We start from the raw sequence: 22192 nt of genomic DNA on the forward strand, positions 1-22192 counted from the left end.
GTCATGCCCGGCCTTGTGCCGGGCATCCACGTTCTTGCTTCCTCAAGCGAAGGACGTGGATGGCCGGGACAAGCCCGGCCATGACGCAGTGAATGTCGTTAGACTCTCGTCATATCGAATTTCGGCTTCTGGCCGCTGCCGTAGCGGCGCAGTGCGCCTTCCTCGCCGACCGCGTTCGGGCGCTGGAAGATCCAGTTCTGCCACGCGGTGAGGCGCGCGAAGATTTTCGATTCCATCGTCTCCGGGCCGACGAAGCGCAGGCTGGCTTCCATGCCGGTGAGGCTGTCGGGCGAGAAGCTGGCGCGCTCCTCCAGGAACACACGGACCTCATCGTCCCAATCGATGTCGTCGAGCGCGAAGGTGACGAGGCCGAGCTCTTCCGCCTGCTCGGCGTCGAGCGCGGTGCCCATGGTGGCTTCCGCACGCTCGACGTCGGACGGATCGGCCTGGAAGCGCGATTCAAGCCGAGTCAGGCCGTGGCTCATCGGATACGGACCGAAGTTCATGGCCGACAATTCGATCGACGGCGGCGGACGGTTGTCGCCCTGGCGCGTGCCGATCAGCATGTAGGAGCGGTCTGCGGCGAAGACGAGCTCAGCGAGCGTGCCGGCAAAGCAGGAGCCGGGCTCGACCAGCGTCACCAGCGTGCGCGAGGTGACGTCGATGCGCTTCAGCACGCGCTTCCAATAGTGCCTGATTTCGTTGACCAGCCAGTGCGCCTTGTTGGCTTCGAGGAAGGCATCGGATGCCAGCACATGGGCGCGGTCGCCATGGCTCTTGAACACCAGCATCGCAATCTCGAGCTCGTTGATGCGCAGATGCAGGATGGCGTCGTCGAGCTCGCGCGCGACCTGGAGCGGCCAGAACGAAGGCCCCTGCGCCATCATGCCGTCGATGTCGGCCGGCGGCGCGGTCTCCGGCGCCTTGATCGAGATGGTGGCGATGCGCGCCGTGCGATCGATGTCGACGCTGACAAAACCGTAGCGGATGCTGGTCTCGTCGATGACGCGCCTGAGCGGCGTCAACGCGATGCCCTTGCCGCTGCCCTTGCGCTTCGACTGGCCTGCGAACTCCCTGGCGCGCTCGGCGATCTTGGCCTCGAGCTTCGAGTTCGGCGCGATCTCGTCGACGAGACGCCACTGCACGGCGCGCTTGCCCTTCACGCCTTCCTCGATGGTGCAGAAGAAATCGGCGTGGTCGCGGCGCACCTTGCGCTTGTCGACGACGCGGGTGAGGCCGCCGGTGCCCGGCAGCACCGCGAGCAGCGGCACTTCGGGCAGCGCAACGGCCGACGAGCCGTCATCGGCGAGGATGATGTGGTCGGTCGCGAGCGCCAGCTCATAACCGCCGCCGGCGGCCGAGCCGTTCACCACCGTGATGAAGCGCTGGCCGGAATTCTCCGACGAATCTTCCATGCCGTTGCGGGTCTCGTTGGTGAATTTGCAGAAGTTCACCTTGTGGGCATGCGTCGAGCCCGCGAGCATGCGGATGTTGGCTCCGGCGCAGAACACGCGGTTCTTGGCCGAGCGCATCACCACGACCTTCACCTCGGGGTGTTCGAAGCGCAGGCGCTGGACGACGTCCGCCAGCTCGATGTCGACGCCGAGATCGTAGGAATTGAGCTTGAGCAGATAGCCCTCGAACAGGCCGCCATTCTCGTCGACGTCCATGGTCAGGGTGGCGACGTCGCCATCGACCGCGAGCTTCCAGTGCTTGTAGCGGGACGGTTCGGTCTGGAAATCGATGAATGTCGCGCCGCCTGCGAGGCGCCGATCTTCCCCGGCCATGGGCCACCCTTGAGCTTGTTTATGCGTTTTGGCTGTAGCGTTAGATGCACAATAATGCATCTTTTCGAAAGCGTCTAGCCCTTAACGGCCATCGCATGCACTTTGTTTCATGAGCCTATTGAGACCGCACAATGGCGCCGAGGGTGATCCAGTCCGCCTTGGAGAGTTGGGGACGGCCCAGCTTGGCCTGGAGCAGAGCCGTCAGCGCCGGAATGGGGAAGCTCTCGACAAAGCCGTCGCCGCCCGCGGCCGCCTTGCGAGAGTTCAGCGCCTGCAACTCTGCCTGCGCGTCGCCGAACAGGCGCGCGGCCGAATGCAGCCGCTGCATGCGCAGTCGCAAATTGGCATTGGCGATGTGAATGCAGGCGCGCAGCAGAATGCGCTCACGACCGCCTTGCGGGGCTGCGGCCCACACCGCTTCCAGCACCTCATGCGATTCCCAGAAATAGCCGCGGTCGTTGAGCGCGAGCCCGTAGCGCAGCGCCGGATGGCGCGCCGGCACGTAGCCGCGGAACGCCGGGGGCACCAGCGCCTTGGCCAAATCAAGCGTCTCGTAATCCGCGTCGACCCCGTCGGTCTCGCCCGGCACATAGGCCCATCGCGGCCACGGCAACGGGCCGCTCGCATCCGAAGGCACATTCATGGATGTGCCTCCGCAGGATCATGCGGCGCGTCCTTCAAGTCCCTGATCGTCGCGCAGGGCCGCTCTTGCAAATTGCTCAATCGCGTCAAGCGTCGCCCCCGGCGCTTCACGATGCGGGGAATGTCCCGCGTCTGAAATAATTTTCAAATCTACCGGACAATAACACTCTTCCTGCGCAATATCGACCTGTCGCAGTGTCCCATACTGGTCGTCCTTACCCTGCACGACCAGGATGGGAACGCGGATGTAGGCGAGATATTCCGAAATGTCCCAGTCGCGGAATTTTGGATCGAGCCAGGCGCCGTTCCAGCCGTAGAAGGCGTTGTCGACATCCTTGTGCCAGCGCGCCAGCTTCGCCTTGAGGTCGGTGGTCTCGAAGGTCGTCTTGATCGCTGCGATGGATTTCACCGAGATGTCCTCGACGATGAAATGCGGCGCCATCAGCACGAGGCCTTGCAGACGGTGATCCTGATGCGCGCCGGCATAGATCGTCGCGATCGAGGCGCCATCGGAATGGCCGAGCAAGAGGCCGCGCTTGAAGGAAATCGCGTCGAGGATTTTCGGCAGCACATCCAGCGCCTCGCGCTGCATGTAATCGAGCGGCCGCGGCAGCGTGACCGGGCTCGACTGGCCGTAGCCCGCGCGCGAATAGACGAAGATGCCGGCGCCGGTGGCTTGCTGGAGATTCTCGGGCAAGTCGCCCCACAGGCCGACGGAGCCGAGGCCTTCGTGCAGCATCACGATGGTCGGCGCGTCGGCGGATTGCGGCGCGAGCCATTTGTATTCGAGGCTGGCGCTGCCGATGGTCAGGAAGCCGGTGGGGGTGAGGTTGGTCATTTCTTCGCTCTTCTTTCTCCGTCGTCATGCCCGGGCTTGACCCGGGCATCCACGCCTTTCCTCAATCGCGGATGCACGTGGATGGCCGGGTCAAGCCCAGCCATGACGACCGATTGCTAGTTTGCGCCCTCGCGCAATTTGAATCGCTGGATCTTCCCCGTCGCCGTCTTCGGCAGCGACTCCACCACGTCGATCCAGCGCGGGTATTTCCACGGGCCGATCTTCTGCTTGACGTGCTCCTTCAGCATCTCCTGCAAGTCCGCCGTCGCCGCGCCGGGGCGCAGCACGACGAAGGCCTTCGGCTTCAGCAGGCCTTCCGGATCGGCTTCCGGCACGACGGCGGCTTCCAGCACGGCGGGATGCGTGATCAGCGCGCTCTCGACCTCGAACGGCGAGACCCAGATGCCGGACACCTTGAACATGTCGTCGGCGCGGCCGCAGAAGGTGTAGCGGCCTTCGCCATCGCGGACATATTTGTCGCCGGTGCGGGTCCACGGACCTTCAAAGGTGCGGCGGCTCTTGTGGCGCTGGTTCCAGTAGCCCTCGCCGGCGGAGGGCGCATCGACCAGCAGCTCGCCGACCTCGCCGTCGGCGACATCCTGGCCGGCCTCGTTGACGAGCCGCACCGCATAGCCCGGCACCGGCTTGCCGGAGGAGCCGTATTTGATGTCGCCGGGCGCGTTCGACAGGAAGATGTGCAAGAGCTCGGTCGAGCCGACGCCGTCGAGGATGTCGACGCCGAAGCGCGCCTTCCAGCTGTTGCCGACGGATTCCGGCAGCGCCTCGCCGGCCGAGGTGCAGATGCGGAGCGACTTGCCGCCGCGCTCGCTCTTCATCGTCTCGTCGTTGAGCATCGACGCGAACAATGTCGGCACGCCATAGAAGATCGAGGGATTGTACCTGTTCATCAGGTCGAACATGCGCGCCGGCGTCGGGCGCTCGCTGTTCAGCACCACGGTGGCGCCGACCGACATCGGGAAAGTCAGCGCATTGCCGAGGCCATAGGCAAAGAACAGTTTTGCCGCAGACAGGCAGACGTCGCTCTCGCGGATGCCGAGCACCTGCTTTGCGTAGGTGTCGGCGGTCGCCTGCATGTTCGAATGCAGATGGCGTACGCCCTTGGGCATGCCGGTCGAGCCGGAGGAATAGAGCCAGAACGCCGGCTCGTCGGGATGCGTCGCGGCGGTGGTGAACTGGTCGCTCTCATCAGCGAGCTCTTCCGCGAGCTGCTTATGGCCGTTCTGCTTGGCGCCGGAGACCACGACATGCTCGAGATCCGGCATGCGGCCGACGACGTCCTTGATAACGGGATAGAGCGCTTCGGAGACGAACAGCACGCGCGCGCGGCAGTCGGCGAGGATGTAGGCGTATTGGTCCGCGGTCAGCAGCGTGTTCAGCGGCACCGGCACGATGCCGGCGCGGATCGCGCCCAGGAACACGATCGGGAAATCGACCGTGTCAAGCATGATCATCGCCACGCGCTCCTCGCGGCGGACCCCGAGCCGGCGCAGCATGTTGGCGGCGCGCCGGGTCTCGCGCTGAAGCTCGCCATAGGTGAGCCGCGAGACGGTGTCGTCGAAGACGAGCTTGCCGCCCCTGCCGTCCTCGACGTTGCGGTCGAGCAGCCAGGTCACCGCGTTATAGGATCCCTCGCTCACGGACTTCTCCCCCGAATTTGGAATTATAATTCATAGAAAGACACCGCGGCAGCTTGCTGTCAATGCTGGCAGGCACTATGTTTCATTAAAATGCGCCGCAGGACACCCCCTAAAGAAGGCCCATGATCTGCAGTCCATGACCGACAGTCCCGACGCCGAATCCCGATTTCTCGAACAGCTCGGCCAGCGCGTGCGCACCATGCGCGCGCTGCGCGGCATGTCGCGCAAGGTGCTCGCCAAGGTATCAGGGATTTCGGAGCGCTACATCGCGCAGCTCGAGAGCGGCAAGGGCAACGTCTCCATCGTGCTGCTCCGCCGCGTCTCCGACGCGATGGGCGCGCATCTGGAAGATTTGCTTCCCTCGGCCGACCCGACGCCGGACTGGCAGATGTTTCGCGATCTCCTGCGCAAGGCGACGCCGGCGCAGATCGCTCAGGCCAAGGACGTTCTCGCCGGCGGCAGCGCCTCGGCGCCGCGGCGCGCGCCGTTCTGCGGCATCGCACTGATCGGCCTGCGCGGCGCCGGCAAATCGACACTTGGGCGGATGCTGGCAAAGAAGGTCGGCTGGAGTTTTGTGGAGCTCAACAAGGAGGTCGAGCAGCAGAACGGGCTCTCGGTCGCCGAGATCATCGCGCTCTACGGCCAGGAAGGCTTTCGCCGCATGGAGCAGGCAGCGCTGCAACAGCTGCTCGCACGCAACGAGCTGATGGTGCTGGCGACCGGCGGCGGCATCGTGTCGGAGCCGTTGACCTTCGACCAGATCCTGTCGTCGTTCTACACGATCTGGCTGAAGGCCGAGCCCGAAGAACACATGGCCCGCGTTCGCCGCCAGGGCGATCTGCGGCCGATGGCGGACGACCGCTCCGCAATGGCCGAGCTGCGCAACATCCTGCTGAGCCGCGAACCGCTGTATTCGCGCGCGACGGCGGTGGTGGATACGGCAGGGCTGTCGGTCGATGCCGCGGCTGCAAGGCTGATCGATGCGGTGCGGCCGGTGCTGCAGAACGAAGCGCGCAGCTTCGGGCTGCGGAGTGTGGCGCTTTAGCTCTCTGCGGCTTCCAAACTCTCCGTCGTCGTCCCTGCGAACGCAGGGACCCATAGCGCGTGATCCATCGATTGTTCGCGCGGCCAATCCCGAACAACCAATCTTCGCACAACACCTCCCTGTGGTTATGGATCCCGGATCTGCGCTTCGCTTGTCCGGGACGACAGCGGAGGTTTGTGCGCGACCTCCGATGACCATATATCCGATCGCAGCAGTAAACATCAGGACCAACGATGACCTCCAGCGACGTCACCACCTCCATGTTCGAGCGGATCGGCGGCAGCGGCACGATCGACCTTCTGGTCGATCGCTTCTACGACCGCATGGACACGCTGCCGGAGGCGCAGATGATCCGCGTTATGCATGCGGATGATCTCGGCCTGATCAGGGACGTGCTGAAGCGCTATCTCAACGAATGGACCGGCGGCCCAAAGCTCTATACTCCCGAGAAGGGCCATCCGCGGCTGCGGCAGCGGCATATTGGTTTTGCCATTGGCGATGCCGAGCGCGATGCGTGGCTGCTCTGCATGCGTGGCGCGCTGGAGGAGACGATCACGGACGCTGCCGCGCGGCAGGACCTTGACAAGGCGATATCGGGCCTTGCCGACTGGATGCGCAATCGCAGCTAGCCGCGTTCAGTCGAGGCCGAGTGCGCTGATGTCGGCGGCAAGCTTCACACCGGGGATCCGCGGCGCCAGGTGGGTTTTGACGGCGTAGCCGCCGAGGAAAATGTTTGGACGGCTGGTCGCCGGCAATGCCTGCACGCGCTCGATGAGCGACGCCACGGCATCGCACTGCTCGCGTAGGGCGATCGAAACGAGCAGCGTCTTGGGCTCACCCGCGGTCGCCGGCTCGGACAGGACATCGAGAACGGTGAGATCGTCGACATGGCGCGTCCGCCATCCCTGGTTTTGCAGCCAGAGGCCGAGGATGCGAATGCCCACCACGTGGATATTGCCCGGCGCGTTCATCAGGAGATAGCAGCCGTCGCCTGCATGCCGCGCCGGCTGCGACCAGGCCTGCCTCATCTTGGCCTCGACAAGATCGACGACCCGCTCGGCAAAGGCAGTGAATTCGTGCTCGCCCGCGACGGTGAGCGTGCCGCGCTCCCAGGCGTTGCCGACCTCGTAGAGCATCGGCGCGATCATGCCGATGAGAATGTCGACCGGCCGGCAATTGGCGACGATGGCCTGGTCGACCAGCGGCCCAGCCGCGTCGAAATCGCTCCTGCGACCCGCGGCAAACAGCGCCTGAAAGATATCCCGCAGCACGACCGCATGGGCATATTCATCGCCGCTGAGCAAATCCGGCTGTTCACCCGAGCATTTCCGGCACAGCCCGTGCGTGATGCTGAAGTCGGCGTACGGCCGCATCTCGCCGATGAATTGCTGGCAATGGGCACACCATTTCAGCACGCTCTGACTCCCCAAGGGCCACATTAAGGGCGTCGGCTCCGGTAAGCGTAACGCAGCATTGCCGCTTTCGAAAGCGGCAACGTCGCAACGCAAGTGGTGACGGGGTAGTGTCGCGTGCGGCATAGGCGGCTTGCAACGAACGAATTTGAGTCCCGCGGAGACTGCCTGCTAAGCTTGACGCATGACAGCACCCCTGCCCGACACGATCCGTCGCCTCTATACCGATCCCGGCGAGTACATCGACAGCGATCATCCCGCCGTGCGGCAATTCGCCGAGACCGCCGTGCGCGCGGATGCCAGCGAACGCGAGAAGGCGAGCGTGCTCTACAAGGCGGTGCGCGACGGCATCCGCTACAACCCTTACGTCAGCATGCGCGTCGCCGACACGTTTCGCGCATCGAGCGTGCTTGCCGCGGGGCAAGGCTATTGCGTCGGCAAGGCCTCGCTCTATGCCGCCGCCTGCCGCGTCCACGGCATTCCCGCCCGGGTCGGCTTTGCGGATGTGAAGAACCATCTCACCACTGAGAAGCTGCGCGCGAGCATGGGCACCGACATCTTCACCTGGCACGGCTTCACGGAAGTGCATGTCGACGGCGCCTGGCGCAAGGCGACGCCGACCTTCAACGACACGCTCTGCGCCAAGGTCGGCGTGGCCCCGCTCGATTTCGACGGACACACCGACGCGCTGCTGCATCCCTTCGACGGCGAGGGGCGCGCCTACATGCAATATGTCAACGACCGCGGCACCTATCACGACGTGCCGGCCAAGTTCCTGATGCGCGAGATGGCGAGGGACTATGCCAACATGCAGGGCGAGGATCTGTCGGGCCGTGACATGGAGCGCGAGGCGGAGGGGCGGTAGCGCGCGGTGCGTAGGGTGGGTTACGCTTCGCTAACCCACCCTACGCATCCCGGCCCTGTCATTGCACGCGTCGAACACCGAGCGGTCCAGCGCCTCGGCGGCAAAGCCCGCCACATAGATCAACGCCAGGATCGCCGCCGAAATCGCCACCGTCTCCGCATGCGCGAGCCCCCACCGCAACGGCCGCTGCAACAAAGTCGGCGGCGGAAAGCGGTAGGTCCGGCCCTGCGGCGTGATCAGGTCAAACGACCGAACCGACCGCGAGCGCACGGGGATCTTGCTGGGCAGCATCCGGAACTCTCCTCTCCAGCTCCTCGATCATGCCGCGCGCGATCTCCCGCTCGCCCATGATGACGACATCCGCCCCCAGCCCCTTCAAATGATCGACCTCGGCATCCGCATGCGCTCGCGCGATGATGCGGATGTCCGGATTGGCCGCGCGCGCCTGCTGCACGATCTGCCCCGCCTCGAACGCCTCGGGGATCGCGATGACGAGATGTCGCGCCCGTGACGGATTGGTGGCGCCGAGAATTTCGGGTTGCGCGGCATTGCCCATGATGGTCTCGATGCCGCCCTGCTTCAGCTTCGCCAGCGCACTCTCGCCGACCTCCGCGACAAGGAACGGCAATTGCCGCTGCTGCAGGGCATCGCCGACGAGCGCGCCGACGCGGCCATAGCCGATCACGATCGTATGGTCGGTCAGATCCGTGGTGCGGATCGGTTCGGGCACGACGGCCGCGGCCTGCGGTGAATCCCGGCGCGGGTCGAGACGCGGCGCGAGCCAGGTGGCGGCCGCGAACATCAGCGGGTTGAGCATGATGGAGAGGATCGCGCCGGCCATGATCAAGTCGCGGCCGTCACTGGGCAGGATCTGCGAGGCGACGCCGAGCTCGGCCAGGATGAAGGAGAACTCGCCGATCTGCGACAGGCTCGCCGAGATCGTCAGCGCGGTCGCGACCGGATGCCGGAACAGCACCACGATCAGGAACGCCGCGAGTGATTTGCCGAGCATGATGATCGCCAGCGTCGCCAGCAGCGGCCAGGGCTCGCGGACCACGCTCATCGGATCGAACATCATGCCGACCGAAACGAAGAACAGCACCGCGAAGGCATCGCGCAGCGGCAGCGATTCCTGCGCGGCGCGCGCGCTGAGCGGCGATTCCCGCAGCATCATGCCGGCGAAGAACGCGCCCAGCGCCAGCGACACGTCGAACAGCTTCGTCGCCCCGAATGCGATGCACAGCGCGATCGCAAGCACGCCGAGACGGAACAATTCGCGCGAGCCGGTATGCGCGATGTAGTGCAGGATCCAGGGAATCACGCGGCGCCCCACCACCAGCATCAGCCCGATGAACACGATGATCTTGGCCAGGGTCAGCATCACGATGCCGGCAAGCCCGAAGCCGGCCTGCGCGGCCAGCGGCTCGAAGGCTGGCTTGTCGCCGCTGGCGCCCTGAAGGCTTGCGATCGCCGGGAACAGCACCAGCACGAGCACCATCGCGAGGTCCTCGACGATGAGCCAGCCGACCGCGATGCGGCCGCGATCGGTCTCCATCAGGCGCCGCTCCTGCAGCGCGCGAAGCAGGACCACAGTGCTCGCGACCGACAACGCCAGTCCGAACACGAGTCCCGCACCGACGCTCCAGCCCATCAGCCATGAAATGCCGAGCCCCATCAGTGTGGCGACCGCAATCTGCACGACGGCGCCCGGAACGGCGATGTGCCGGACGCTCAGCAGATCCTGGAGCGAAAAATGCAGGCCGACGCCGAACATCAGCAAGATAATGCCGAGCTCGGCGAGTTCGGTCGCAAGCGCCTGATCGGCGACGAAGCCCGGCGTGAACGGGCCGACGGCAACGCCGGCGAGCAGGTAGCCGACAAGCGGCGGAATGCGGAACCGCTGCGCTATAGTTCCAAGTACGAAAGCTAGTCCAAGTCCGACGACGATGGTGGCGATGAGAGGTGTGTCATGCGGCATTTTTGCCTTTTGACACAGCGAGCGCGCCGGCGCACCGCGACCAAGTGAGGCGGCTCAGCGCGCGACGCCTGCCGCAATCGCGCCGTCAGATCGACCAATAATTCGGGTGCGCGTAGGGCCGCGAACGATCGCCCCAGTCGAATTCGTCGCCGTCGAACTCGCACGGTCCGCTGGCGAGTTCGTCCTGCGTCACCTCGACACGGAAAGCCTGCCGCGCGGGATCGTATTTCAGCGCGCCCCACTGCACAGGATAATGGTGGTGCGTGCCGAGCAGCCCGCCAGTCCTGATCACGGCGTAGGCGACCGTGCCGGTCACCTTGTCGAGCATCAGCCGCTCGATCGAGCCAAGCTTCGCGCCGTCGCGTCCGTAGACGCAGACGTGCTCCACGCGATCACTGGGAACCATGGTGTGTTTCATGGCGTCCTCCCTGTTGTCTTGCGTGACGAGATTATAAGCCCGCGGACGCGCGGCGCCAACGATCGTTGCTAGAGCAGCTGCGACCGTACGGACTCCGCGCCTTCGCGGAGCAGCGGAAGCAACCGGTCGATCAGCTCCCCTGCCGGCACGCGGTCGACATGGGCCCCCATGTTGATGGCGGCGACGATCACGCCGTCGTAGCGGCGCACCGGAACCGAGATCGAGCGGAAATGCGGCTCTGCCTCGCGATCGACCAGCGAATAGCCCTGGTCGCGATCGGCTGTGATGCTGGCCAGCAGGGCCTTCGGATCGGTCACCGTCTGCGGCGTCAACATCTCGCGCTTCATTGTCTTCAGGCGTGCGGCAAGCGCTGCGTCATCGAACTGCCCGAGCATGGCGCGGCCGACCGAGGTGCAGAACGCCGGCAGCCGGTAGCCGATCTCGAGCCCACCCGAAAACATCCGCGCCGGGCTGCTGCGTGCGACAAACACGACGTCGTCGCCGTCGAGCACCGCGAGCGAGGAGATTTCCTGCGCTGCCGTGGCGACGCGATCGAGCACCGGCTGAAGCACGGCGACGAGCTGGCTGGAGCGCAGGTAGGACGCAGCGAGCGTCAGCACGTGCGGCGTCAGCGAGAACAGCTTGCCGTCGCCGGCGACGAAGCCGCCGCGTTGAAGCGTGAACAGCATGCGCCGTGCGGTGGCGCGCGGCAGCTCTGCGGCCCGGGCGAGATCGCTCAGCGTCATCGGGCCTTTGGTCGCGCCGAAACATTGCAGCAGGCGCAGGCCGCGATCGAGACTCTCGACGAAATCCGTCGCACGCTCGTCGTTTTCGCTGCGCTTCAGCTTGGGCATAGGTCCGGGAACATCCTGCAAAATATTGCTTGCTGCCGGACCAAGGCATGGCATAATTCGCCCATTCGTTCAATAGGCGAACAAACGCCTCTCCGACAAAGGACGCCCGCCATGATGAGCCAGGAGCAGAACGACCTGATCACCCGTACCGGTCCGAAGGACCCCTGCGGCAAGCTGATGCGGAGCTACTGGCAGCCGGCGGCGCTGGTCGATGAGCTGGACGGCACGCGCCCGATCCGCCCCATCAAACTGCTCGGCGAAAACCTGGTGCTGTTCCGCGACGAGAGCGGACGCTACGGCCTGATCGACCGTCACTGCGCCCATCGCGGCGCCGACCTCGCCTTCGGACGTCTCGAACATGGCGGCCTGCGCTGCGCCTTCCATGGCTGGCTGTTCGACGCCACCGGCCAGTGCATCGAGACGCCGGCCGAGCCGAAGGACTCAAAACTCTGCCAGAACATTCGCCAGCGTTCCTATCCCGTGGTCGAGAAGAGCGGCATCCTGTGGGCTTATCTCGGCGAGGGTGAGCCGCCGGCATTTCCGGAGCTCGACTGCTTTGTCGCGCCCGGCACGCACACTTTCGCGTTCAAGGGCCACATGGCCTGCAACTGGCTTCAGACCCTCGAGGTCGGCATCGATCCCGCGCATGCCTCCTATCTGCACCGCTTCTTCGAGGACGAGGATACGTCGACGGCTTACGGCAAGCAGTTCCGCGGAGCGTCCGCCGGCAGCGATCTGCCGATGACAAAGATCCTGCGCGAGTACGACCGGCCGATCATCAATGTCGAGCACACCGAATATGGCTTGCGGCTGATCGCGCTGCGCGAGATCGACGAGGAGCGCACCCATGTGCGCGTCACCAACCAGCTCTTCCCGCACGGCTTCGTCATCCCCATGAGCACGGAAATGACGATCACGCAGTGGCACGTGCCGGTCGACGACGAGAACTGCTACTGGTACGCGATCTTCACCAGCTACACCAACCCGGTCGACAAGCAGAAGATGCGCGATCAGCGGCTCGAGCTCTATGAGCTGCCAGACTACAAATCGCGCAAGAACCGCAGCAACGATTACGGCTTCGATCCGCATGAGCAGGCGACCGCGACCTATACCGGCATGGGTACCGACATCAACGTGCACGACCAGTGGGCGGTGGAATCCATGGGCGCCATCCAGGACCGCACCAAGGAGCATCTCGGCTCGAGCGACAAGGCGATCGTGCAGTACCGCCGCCTGCTGCGGCAGGAGATCGAGAAGGTCGGCGGCGGCGAGAAGCCGATGCTGTTCCTGGACGAGAGCAAGGCGCGCAGCATCCAGGGACCGGCCACCATGGACGGCATCGGGCCGACCCAGGGTTGGGAGCTCTACTGGATGGAGGTCGACGTCAAGCGCCGCCGCGGCGCACCTTGGGCCGCGCCGGTGCCGAAGGAGATCGCGGACAACGTGCACCGGCTGACGGCGGCGGAGTGACGATGCCGTTCGCTGCCGGCGAGTCGCGACGGCGGCTCCACAGTCTCCGCTGTCATGCCCCGCGAAGGCGGGGCATCCAGTACGCCGCGGCCTCTCGTGGATACGTTACCGCCTCTGGAATACTGGATCGTCCGCCTTCGCGGACGATGACAGCGTGGGCTATGCTCGCACCGAGTATCAAGGAGAGATAGCTGTGACTTTCGTCGCGCGTCATGCGCTGTGGTCGGATGAGCAGAGGGACGCTGCAGCGCGCCTGCGCCGCATCGTCGAGGAAAAGAATCTCGAGGTCATCCGCCTCGCCTTCCCGGACCAGCACGGCATTTTGCGCGGCAAGACCATCATCGCCGCCGAGGCGATCGCCTCGCTGGAGAGTGGCTGCTCCATCACCACGACCATGCTCGCCAAGGATACCTCGCACCGCACCGTGTTTCCGGTGTTCACGTCAGGCGGCGGATTCGGCATGAAGGAGATGGAGGGCGCGGCCGACGTGTTGATGGTCGCCGACCCAACCACGTTCCGCGTGCTGCCATGGGCGCCCGCGACGGGCTGGGTGCTCTGCGATCTCTATTTTGGCGACGGCCGTCCCGTGCCGTTCGCGACCCGCGGCCTCTATCGCAAGGTGGTCGATGATCTCAGCGGCCGCGGCCACGATTTCGTCGCCGGCCTCGAGGTTGAATTCCACATCTTCAAGCTCGACGACACGCATATGCGGCCCGAGGATGCCGGCCAGCCCGGCACGCCGCCGTCGGTGAGCCTGCTCAGCCACGGCTATCAATACCTCACCGAGCAGCGCTTCGATCAGATGGAGCCGGTGCTGGAGATCCTGCGCCGCGATATCGTCGCGCTCGGACTGCCCTTGCGCTCGGTCGAGGTCGAGTTCGGGCCGAGCCAGTGCGAATTCACCTTCGCGCCGAGGAAGGGGCTGGAGCCCGCCGACAACATGGTGCTGTTCCGCTCCGCCGTGAAGCAGATCGCGCGCCGCCACGGCTATCACGCCACCTTCATGTGCAGGCCGAAACTGCCGAATGTGTTCGCGAGCGGCTGGCACCTCCACCAGTCGATCGTCTCGCGCGCGGCCGGCGAAAATCAGTTCATGGCGAAAGACGGCAGCGAGCCGCTCAGCGTGTTCGGCCGGGGATACCTTGCCGGCCTGCTCGACCACGCCCGCGCCTCGACCGTGTTCACCACCCCGACCATCAACGGCTACAAGCGCTACCGCTCCTATTCGCTGGCGCCGGACCGGGCGATCTGGGGCCGCGACAATCGCGGCGTGATGATCCGCGTGCTCGGCGGCGCCAATGATGCCGCAACGCGCCTGGAGAACCGCATCGGCGAGCCCGCCGCCAATCCCTATCTCTACATGGCCTCCCAGATTCTCTCGGGCCTCGACGGCGTCGACCGCAAGCTCGACCCCGGCCCGTCCGCCGACACGCCCTACGAGACCAAGGCGCCGCCGTTGCCGAAGAGCTTGCGCGATGCGGTCGCCGCGCTGAAGGACGATCCGTTCTTCCGCGAGAAGTTCGGGCCTGAGTTCGTCGACTACTACACCCACATCAAGAATGCCGAGATCGACCGCTTCCTGTCAGAGGTGACCGACTGGGAGCATCGCGAATATTTCGAGGTGTTTTGACGGAGATACGTCTCACGCCCGCGTGAGGCGACTTCGTCCGGTCTGTTCCGACGACATCACGGCGCTCGCCGACGAAGCCATTTTCCCTGTCCCGCGAAAACAGCCGGAAAGACTGGGGGCCTAATATGCCTGCATGTGATCAACAGTGGAGTTCGATCATGTGGGCTCAATTGTTCAGTCTGATCTACCGCCTGTCCTGCCGGACCACCCTGGTTGAAATCGGCACCCACCATCTGGCGCGTTAGTCGCCGGCGCCAGCGGTTTGGGTAAGACATATTGACCGGATCACCGGGGTTCTCATGCGTAAGCTGGTTCACCAGCGATAGCCGAGCGTTGCGATGACGGTCAGGGGCGCGCCGCGGTAGCAGTAACCGACTTGGCATGTGGTGTAGTGCAGATTGAACAGGTTCTTGGCATTGACCTGGAACTGAAGCCCCCTCAGCTCCTTCATTGCCTGGCCAAAATCATATTTCAGCGCCGCGTCGATCAGGGTTACCGAGCTGTTCTTGAACGTGTTCGCATCATCGCCGTAGTTCCAGGACATGTAACGCGCGCCGCCACCGACGCTCAATCCTGCAAACGGTCCGGCCAGCGGCAGGGCATAGTTCGCCCACAGCGTCGCGGTATGCGGAGGATTGCCCGAAGGAAACTTGCCGATCAGCGAGTCGTCGGCGGCCTGCTTGGTCACCATGTCGAGATAGGTGTAGGACGAGGTGATGTCGAAACCACCGCCCAGGCTTGCAAGCGCCTGCACTTCGAAGCCGCGGCTTTGAATCTCGCCACGCTGGACCGTCACGCCCGTCCCCGTCGTGACCAGGCCGCCGTCCTGGGTCAAATCGAACACCGCCGCGGTAATGAAGCTCCTCGTGCCCTGCGGCTGGTACTTCACACCGACTTCAGTCTGCTTGCCGGTGGTCGGCTTGAAGAAGGCGCCCGACGGATCGACGCCGAGATTGGGAAAGAACGAGGTCGAATAGGCAACGTAAGGCGCAACGCCGGAATCGAACACATAGGTCAGCCCGGCTCGCCCACTATAGGCCTGATCGGACTGCGTCTGCCGGGTCAGCGCGAACAGATCCTCACCCGTGGTGCTGACCCAGTCGCTGCGGCCGCTCAATGTCAGGATCCAGTGATCGAGCCTGGCCTGGTCCTGGATGTACACGCCGGACTGGGTTTGCCGCTGGGCCGTCGAGGACGAGATCGCGGGATCGGGAATGGATTCCGGCGCGTAGACCGGCGCGGCCAGGTTGAGATCGGAGACGCCGAAGCCGAATCCCTGCTTGTCGTTGAACTTCGACGCGGTGTAGTCGGTGCCGACCAGGAGTGTGTGCTGCACAGGCCCGGTCGATAGCTTGGCCTCGACCTGGTTATCCATGATGGCCGATTGCAGCGTGTCGTGGACGTAGCCGGTATAGCGCGAGACGACATTGCCCACCGGCGCGCCGAGAAAGCCGACATAGCGGGTGACCGCGTCGACATCGACGTAACGGAATTTCTGGCGGACGGTCACGTCGTTGTTGAACGCGTGCTCGAACAGGTAGCCCACGCGTCCCTGCTCTTGGTCGAGCGAATTGTAGGACGGACTGCCCGTGAAGATGTCCGTGGTGGTGCCGGTGCCCGTGGAATAGGTGAACATGGACCCGGGCGTCTTGGATTTCTGATAGGAACCGAGAATCGTGAGGGTCGTCGACTGATCCGGCTTCCAGGTGACGGCGGGAGCGATGTAGGTCCGATTGTCCTTGCCGCCGGGCACGAACACGTTCGCGTCACGCACCACGCCGGTCAACCGATACGAAAATTGACCGTTGGCATCGACCGGACCCGACAGGTCGAAATTGCCCTGGATGCGATCGCGGTCGCCAAACACCGTTTGCACCTCGTGAAACGGCTGGCTGGTCGGCAGCTTGCTCGACAGATCGATCAGTCCGCCGGGCGAGCCGAGCCCGTAGAGTGCCGAGCTCGGCCCGCGGACCACGGTGATGCTGTCGACCCCATAAGGCTCGGTCTTGAACACGCTGAGACCGGCTCCGACGAGGCGCAGCCCGTCGAGATAAACGCCGTTATAGGTGATGTCGAAGCCGCGGATCGCGATGGCGTCGAAACGTGGATCGTAGCCGGAGGCATCGATACGGACGCCAGGTTCATAGCCAACCGCCTCCGTCAGCGTCTGGACCGCGCGGTCGTTGAGTTCCTTGCGCGTCACGACCGAGATCGACTGCGGCGTCTCGAGCAACGGCGTGTTGGTCTTGGTACCCGCCGAGCTGCTGCTTGCGACATAGCTGCTCTCGCTCGACGCATTGGCGCGACCGGCACCGGCCTCGCGCACGCCCGAATTTCCGGCTGGCGCGGGCCGGGCATTGCGTTGCGTCGCGACGCGGCCGCGCGACGACTGCGAAGCTCGCTGAGCGGGCTGGGTGCGCGGACGCGCCTGGATTGGTGCCTCTACCGTGACGGGAGGCAATGTCGCCGCCGTCGATGTCGAATTGGTCCCGGAGGTCTGTGCGACCGACGGCGTTGCGTGCAGGACTATTCCCAGGCCGGCCGCTCCCAGTCCAGTTCTCGCCATCCGTTCCCAGCCGAGCGTCCGCCCGTCGTTGCGCGTCATTGTCTTCCCCGAGTTCCGTGTTCGAACAACCCGGGAGTAACCAGATCGAGGCGCACACCGCCTTTGCGCGCGCGCAAATCACCTTTGATCGCGCGTGGAGGCGTTCAAGTTCGCTGACAGCGGCTCGGCGAATAACCGAAGTGCCTGCGGAACGCCGTCGCGAAATTGGCCGGATGGGCATAGCCGACCCGAAACGCCGCCTCGGTGACCGACAAGCGTTGATGAATCAGAAGGTCACGTGCGGCATCGAGCCGGCGGGCCCGCAAATAGTCGATCGCGCTCTCGCCATACGCCATCTGGAATTTCTGGTTGAAGGAGCGGCGGCTCAGCCCCGCATTCCGCGCCAGTTCGTCGATGCTCCAGGGATAAGCGAGATCGGCATCCATTCGCGCCTTGACCGATTGCAACCGCACCCGCTGGAGGTCGGCTGCAGGATCGAGCACGATCCCGCGCTCGCCGAACAAGGCGTGGACCACGATCTCGGCGGCATGCGCCGACAGCAGCAATTGCGTCGCGTTTCCGGCCACCGGCGGCGAGAACATTTCTGCCGCGAGGGCCTGCACACGCGGAGACGCCGTGAGAGAGACGATGGCCGTGCCCAACGCGTCGGTCCTGAACAGCGCCCGAACCTCGTCGCCGAGTCCAAGCCCGTCGATGGAGGCTTGGGGAAGCGCCAGGCCGATCGCAGGACGTTCGCCGCAGCGAACCGAGCCACCCACGGCGACGGATTCGCGCACGGCAATCGCCGTCATCTGCCCTGCACCGGTTGTGCGCGTCAGAATGCCGCGGCCTGCGCCTTCATCGAGTGCGACGGAGATGAACAAGCCCGGCGCTACGATCGCCGGCTGATCGGGATCGGCGCGAAACTCACCTCTGATGAACACACAGCCCGGGAAATCCAGCCATTGAGGCGCTGTCGAAGCGCCTCGCTGTGCGGAGCCGATGATGTCGTCGTCAGGCCGTCCGGCAATTTGATTGTAAAAGTCCTGCATCGAATCCGCTACGCCGCGACATTGGCGGCTGGCGGCGGCGCACTCAAGACCTCTGCGCGCAGTTTGGAGAGCTTCGAAACTGACGTACTCGACGAGGTTCTGCGCGCGCGGCGATCTGCACGGCAGTCAGATCCAGGAGCGCGTCAGATGCCCAGATATTTGTGCTGCAGATCCGGCTCCGCCATCAGCTCGGCGGACGTGCCGCTCCACACCGTCTTGCCGCGCTCGATGATGTAGTGGCGGTCGCAGATGCGGGCGAGGTGATCGACGTTCTTGTCGACGACCAGGATCGACTGTCCCCGGCTCTTCAGCAGCGACAGGCAGTTCCAGATTTCTTCGCGGATCAGCGGGGCGAGGCCTTCGGTCGCTTCGTCCAGGATCAGCAGCTTTGGGTTGGTCATCAGCGCGCGGCCGATCGCGAGCATCTGCTGCTCGCCGCCGGAGAGCTGGTTGCCCATGTTGGAGGCACGCTCGGCGAGGCGCGGAAACATCACGTAGATGGCGGCGAGCGTCCACGGATTGCTGCTGCCGAAGCGATCGGCCGCGGCCGCGACGAGATTTTCGCGCACCGTGAGGTTCGGGAAGATCTGGCGTCCCTCGGGGACGAGGCCGACGCCGAGTTTTGCAATTCTGTAGGACGGCAGCTGCCGCACTTCTGCGCCGGCGAAGCGGATCGTTCCGGCGCGCGCCGGTGTCAGGCCCATGATGGAGCGGATGGTGGTGGTCTTGCCCATGCCGTTGCGGCCCATCAGCGAGACCATCTCGCCCGGCTTGATCGACAGCGACAGGCCGAACAGCACCTGGGATAGGCCGTAGCAGGTCTCGATGCCGTCGACGTCGAGCAGCGTGTCAGCCGTCACCTTTTCAGACATGGTGCGTCACCACGTGCTGGTCGCCGAGATAGGCGCGCTTGACGTCCTCGTTGGCGCGGATCGCGGCCGGATCACCCGAGGCGATGACGCGGCCATAGACCAGCACCGAGATGCGGTCGGCGAGCGCGAATACCGCCGGCATATCGTGCTCGACCAGCACGATCGAGACCTCCTTGCGCAGCTCCTGGAGCAGTTGCACCATGCGCTGGGATTCGGTGACGCCAAGACCCGCCATCGGCTCGTCCAGCAGCAGCAGCTTCGGCTTGCTCGCGAGCGCGACCGCGAGCTCGATCTGGCGGCGCTCGCCATGGCTGAGCCTGGACACCAGGACATCGGCGCGATGGCCGAGCCCGACGCGGTCGAGCGCGGCATGGGCGGCATCGCGCAGGCCCTTCTCCTTGCGCGCATTGGCGAAGAAGCGGAACGAGTGGCCTGCATGCGCCTGCGCCGCGAGCGCGACATTGTCGGCGGCGGTGAAGTCGAGCAGCAGCGAAGTGATCTGGAACGAACGGGCGAGCCCCAGCGCGCAGCGGCGATAGGCCGGCAGATAGGTGATATCGCGGCCGCCGAGCGAGACGCTGCCGGAATGCGGTTCGAGGTGCCCGGTGAGCTGGCTGATCAGCGTGGTCTTGCCGGCGCCGTTCGGGCCGATGATGGCGTGCAGCTCGCCGGCCGCGACGTCGAGCGAGACGTTGTCCGTCGCAACGATGCCGCCGAAGCGGCGCACCAGCTTTTCGACGCGGAGCAGCGGTTCAGCCACGATTGAGCCTCCCGAGCAGGCCCATGATGCCGCCGCGGCCGAACAGCACGATCAGCAGCAAGAGCGGCCCCATGATCAGCGCCCAGTATTCGGTGATCTGCGACAGGAATTCTTCCAGCAGCAAAAACACCACCGCGCCCATCACGGGGCCGAACAGCGTGCCCATGCCCCCAAGGATCACCATCACCATGAGGTCGCCGGAGCGGGTCCAGTACATCACGGCCGGGCTGACGAAATCGGTGTTGTTGGCGAGCAGTGCGCCGGCAAGGCCGCACATCATGCCTGAGATGACGAAGCAGACGAGCTTGTAGCGTTTTGCCGGAAAGCCGATCGCCTGCATCCGCTGCTCGTTGGAGCGCAGGCCCTGCAAGACGAGGCCGAAGCGCGAATTGGTGATGCGCCAGATCAGGACGATCACGGCGAACAGGCAGGCGAGGCAAAGATAATAGAACTGCGTGCGGTTCGACAGGTTGATCAGCCCGGAGAAGTCGCTGCGCTTGTAGACGGTGAGACCGTCATCGCCGCCGTAACGCGCGAGGCCCGAGGCGACGTAATAGGCCATCTGCGCAAACGCCAGCGTGATCATGATGAAGTAGACGCCACGCGTGCGCAGCGAGAGCGCGCCGATCACCAGCGCGTAGATCGCGGAAGCTGCGAGCGCGACCGGGAACTGAATGAAGCCGGAGCCGACGCCTTCCTGCGCAAGCATGCCGACCGCGTAGCCGCCGATGCCGAGATAGGCGGCGTGGCCGAAGCTCATCATGCCGCCAAAACCCATGATGAGGTTGAGGCTCGCGGCCGCCAGCGCCAGGATGACGATGCGGGTGAACAGCGTCAGGATGAAGATGTTGCCGGACAGCTGCGAATAGAGCGGCAGCAGCACGAGGCCCGCCAGCATCAGGGCCGTGACGGCCTTGCTCACCGTGAAAGCCTTCATCGACGGTTGGCCGGAAACAGCCCCTCCGGCCGCACCACCAGCACGATCGCCATCAGCAGATAGATCAGCATGGACGACAGCGCGGGCGCGGCGGTGGAGGCGGCGGCGCCGCTCAGCACCTGCCGCAAAAGGTTGGGCAGGAAGGCGCGGCCGAGCGTGTCGATCATGCCGACGAAGATCGCGGCGAGGAACGCGCCGCGGATCGAGCCGATGCCGCCGATCACGATGATGACGAAGGCGAGGATCAGGATGTTCTCGCCCATGCCGATCTGCACGGTGAGGATCGGCGCTTGCATCAGGCCGGCGAGGCCGGCGAGCGCGGCGCCCAGGCCGAACACCAGCGTATAGAGCAGCTTGATGTTGATGCCGAGCGCGCCGATCATCTCGCGGTTGGAGGCGCCGGCGCGGATCAGCATGCCGATGCGGGTGCGCATCACGCCGAGATAGAGCAGCAGCGCGACCAGCAGCGCCACCACGATGATGGCGAGACGATAGGCGGGATAGTGGATGCCGGGCAGGATCGGCACCGGCACCGTGAGCCAGGCCGGCAGCGGCAGCGCAAGCCCTGCCGGACCCCAGATCAGCCGCACGGCTTCATTGAAGAACAGGATCAGGCCGAAGGTCGCGAGCACGTGGTCGAGATGGTCGCGCCCGTAGAGATGCCGCAGCGCCGTCATCTCCAGCACGATGCCGAGCACCAAAGTCGCACCTAACGCCATCAGCGCGCCGAGCAGGAAGCTGCCGGTCCAGGCCGCAAAGGTCGCTGCGAAATAGGCGCCCATCATGTAGAGCGAGCCGTGCGCGAGGTTGACGAGATCCATGATCCCGAACACCAGCGTCAGGCCGGCGGCGAGCAGGAACAGGAGCAGGCCGAACTGCAATCCGTTCAGGAACTGTTCGACGACGAGCAGCATCAAAACTCTTTCAGGCGCACGCGGTGTCGCGCCGATGTTCGAACACGGTCGCCATCAGTGAAAGAGCTCCCCCTGCCTCTTCAAGGCGGAAAAATGGGTAATGGCAGTATCGTTCCGAGGCAAGAGCGATTCAACACCAGACATGCACTTTGTTGCATGCCGGTGCATGCGATCGAAATTGGCCTAGCAAGAAGGCTGCCGCACAGCATGGGTCAACCTGCCGCACCCAAACGATCGCCCTCCCCCAGGCATGCCTGGGAGAGGGCGCGAAGGTCGACGGAAGTAGGAGAAGGCGTCTAGTGCGACGTCATCTGCCGGGGAAGATCATCCGGCTCGGCCAGCACGCTGTTGGCCGTCGAGGCTTCCAGCGCCGCCATCCGGAACAGATAGGCGAGCGTTGCCAATCCGGTGTCTTCCGCCATCTGCGCCAGCTCGAGCGCCATGTCGGACATGTAGCCGAGATTCTCGTCCTTGGTCTGCGCCATGATCTGGCTGTCCCGCATCATGTTCGACAT

Annotated in this window: 21 protein-coding genes; 5 read left to right on the forward strand and 16 right to left on the reverse strand. The window is 64.7% G+C overall.

Features of this window, described 5'->3' with window-relative positions:
- Positions 1-98 precede the first annotated feature (98 nt).
- From boxC to QJT78_RS03300, 4 genes are all read right to left on the reverse strand, one after another.
- Complete coding sequence (boxC, locus tag QJT78_RS03285) at positions 99-1787, reverse strand: 2,3-epoxybenzoyl-CoA dihydrolase (RefSeq protein WP_028148039.1); 1689 nt, start codon at positions 1785-1787, stop codon at positions 99-101.
- A gap of 115 nt (positions 1788-1902) precedes the next feature.
- Complete coding sequence (locus QJT78_RS03290; protein WP_028148040.1) at positions 1903-2430, reverse strand: DUF309 domain-containing protein; 528 nt, start codon at positions 2428-2430, stop codon at positions 1903-1905.
- 18 nt (positions 2431-2448) lie between these two features.
- Positions 2449-3267, reverse strand: a complete 819-nt coding sequence (locus QJT78_RS03295) for an alpha/beta hydrolase (RefSeq protein ID WP_028148041.1) — start codon at positions 3265-3267, stop codon at positions 2449-2451.
- Between the two features lie 116 nt (positions 3268-3383).
- Entirely contained in the window at positions 3384-4925 is a 1542-nt protein-coding gene (locus QJT78_RS03300; RefSeq protein ID WP_028148042.1) for a benzoate-CoA ligase family protein, read from the reverse strand.
- Between the two features lie 127 nt (positions 4926-5052).
- On the opposite strand from QJT78_RS03300, the gene QJT78_RS03305 reads away from it, so the two are divergent.
- Together QJT78_RS03305 and QJT78_RS03310 are read left to right on the forward strand one after the other, a co-directional pair.
- Positions 5053-5970 (forward strand): helix-turn-helix transcriptional regulator, encoded by a 918-nt coding sequence (locus tag QJT78_RS03305; protein ID WP_223154139.1) that lies wholly within the window; start codon positions 5053-5055, stop codon positions 5968-5970.
- A 233-nt stretch (positions 5971-6203) separates the two neighbouring features.
- Positions 6204-6599, forward strand: coding sequence for a group II truncated hemoglobin (locus tag QJT78_RS03310; protein ID WP_028148044.1), 396 nt, complete (start codon positions 6204-6206; stop codon positions 6597-6599).
- 6 nt (positions 6600-6605) lie between these two features.
- Here QJT78_RS03310 and QJT78_RS03315 read toward each other — a convergent pair whose 3' ends face one another.
- Positions 6606-7385, reverse strand: coding sequence for a B12-binding domain-containing protein (locus QJT78_RS03315; protein WP_157790069.1), 780 nt, complete (start codon positions 7383-7385; stop codon positions 6606-6608).
- Between the two features lie 181 nt (positions 7386-7566).
- Here QJT78_RS03315 and QJT78_RS03320 point away from each other — a divergent pair, with 181 nt between their 5' ends.
- A complete protein-coding gene (locus QJT78_RS03320; RefSeq protein ID WP_028148046.1) occupies positions 7567-8247 on the forward strand; it encodes a transglutaminase family protein in 681 nt (226 codons plus the stop codon).
- 30 nt (positions 8248-8277) lie between these two features.
- On the opposite strand, the gene QJT78_RS03325 is transcribed toward QJT78_RS03320, so the two are convergent.
- The 4 genes from QJT78_RS03325 to QJT78_RS03340 form a co-directional block, all read right to left on the reverse strand.
- The gene (locus tag QJT78_RS03325; RefSeq protein ID WP_281460178.1) at positions 8278-8538 is read right to left on the reverse strand and encodes a hypothetical protein; all 261 of its coding nucleotides are present in this window, start codon (positions 8536-8538) and stop codon (positions 8278-8280) included.
- Positions 8489-10225: a YbaL family putative K(+) efflux transporter gene (gene ybaL, locus QJT78_RS03330; RefSeq protein ID WP_028148048.1), complete on the reverse strand. Its 1737-nt coding sequence runs from the start codon at positions 10223-10225 to the stop codon at positions 8489-8491. The genes QJT78_RS03325 and ybaL overlap by 50 nt, the downstream gene beginning before the upstream one ends.
- 85 nt (positions 10226-10310) lie before the next feature.
- The gene (locus QJT78_RS03335; protein ID WP_014491274.1) at positions 10311-10643 is read right to left on the reverse strand and encodes a PRC-barrel domain-containing protein; all 333 of its coding nucleotides are present in this window, start codon (positions 10641-10643) and stop codon (positions 10311-10313) included.
- 68 nt (positions 10644-10711) lie between these two features.
- Entirely contained in the window at positions 10712-11497 is a 786-nt protein-coding gene (locus QJT78_RS03340) for an IclR family transcriptional regulator C-terminal domain-containing protein (RefSeq protein ID WP_028148049.1), read from the reverse strand.
- A gap of 111 nt (positions 11498-11608) precedes the next feature.
- On the opposite strand from QJT78_RS03340, the gene QJT78_RS03345 reads away from it, so the two are divergent.
- Both QJT78_RS03345 and QJT78_RS03350 read left to right on the forward strand, forming a co-directional pair.
- A complete protein-coding gene (locus tag QJT78_RS03345; protein ID WP_028148050.1) occupies positions 11609-12967 on the forward strand; it encodes an aromatic ring-hydroxylating dioxygenase subunit alpha in 1359 nt (452 codons plus the stop codon).
- Positions 12968-13160: 193 nt separating this feature from the next.
- Complete coding sequence (locus QJT78_RS03350; protein ID WP_028148051.1) at positions 13161-14597, forward strand: glutamine synthetase family protein; 1437 nt, start codon at positions 13161-13163, stop codon at positions 14595-14597.
- A 313-nt stretch (positions 14598-14910) separates the two neighbouring features.
- On the opposite strand, the gene QJT78_RS03355 is transcribed toward QJT78_RS03350, so the two are convergent.
- The 7 genes from QJT78_RS03355 to QJT78_RS03385 all read right to left on the reverse strand — a co-directional run bounded on the left by QJT78_RS03355 (position 14911) and on the right by QJT78_RS03385 (position 22192).
- On the reverse strand, positions 14911-17202 hold the full coding sequence (locus tag QJT78_RS03355; protein ID WP_028148052.1) for a TonB-dependent siderophore receptor: 2292 nt from the start codon (positions 17200-17202) through the stop codon (positions 14911-14913).
- 104 nt (positions 17203-17306) lie between these two features.
- Positions 17307-18194, reverse strand: coding sequence for an AraC family transcriptional regulator (locus tag QJT78_RS03360; RefSeq protein WP_028148053.1), 888 nt, complete (start codon positions 18192-18194; stop codon positions 17307-17309).
- Positions 18195-18337: 143 nt separating this feature from the next.
- Entirely contained in the window at positions 18338-19066 is a 729-nt protein-coding gene (locus QJT78_RS03365; RefSeq protein WP_028148054.1) for an ABC transporter ATP-binding protein, read from the reverse strand.
- Positions 19059-19826, reverse strand: coding sequence for an ABC transporter ATP-binding protein (locus tag QJT78_RS03370; protein WP_028148055.1), 768 nt, complete (start codon positions 19824-19826; stop codon positions 19059-19061). The genes QJT78_RS03365 and QJT78_RS03370 overlap by 8 nt, the downstream gene beginning before the upstream one ends.
- Entirely contained in the window at positions 19819-20763 is a 945-nt protein-coding gene (locus tag QJT78_RS03375) for a branched-chain amino acid ABC transporter permease (RefSeq protein WP_028148056.1), read from the reverse strand. Before QJT78_RS03375 ends, QJT78_RS03370 begins: the two co-directional genes overlap by 8 nt.
- Positions 20760-21677 (reverse strand): branched-chain amino acid ABC transporter permease, encoded by a 918-nt coding sequence (locus tag QJT78_RS03380; protein ID WP_028148057.1) that lies wholly within the window; start codon positions 21675-21677, stop codon positions 20760-20762. Before QJT78_RS03380 ends, QJT78_RS03375 begins: the two co-directional genes overlap by 4 nt.
- Before the next feature lie 296 nt (positions 21678-21973).
- On the reverse strand, positions 21974-22192 hold the full coding sequence (locus tag QJT78_RS03385; protein ID WP_008540920.1) for a hypothetical protein: 219 nt from the start codon (positions 22190-22192) through the stop codon (positions 21974-21976).

Source organism: Bradyrhizobium sp. Mp27, from assembly GCF_029953005.1.
Classification (GTDB): domain Bacteria; phylum Pseudomonadota; class Alphaproteobacteria; order Rhizobiales; family Xanthobacteraceae; genus Bradyrhizobium; species Bradyrhizobium barranii.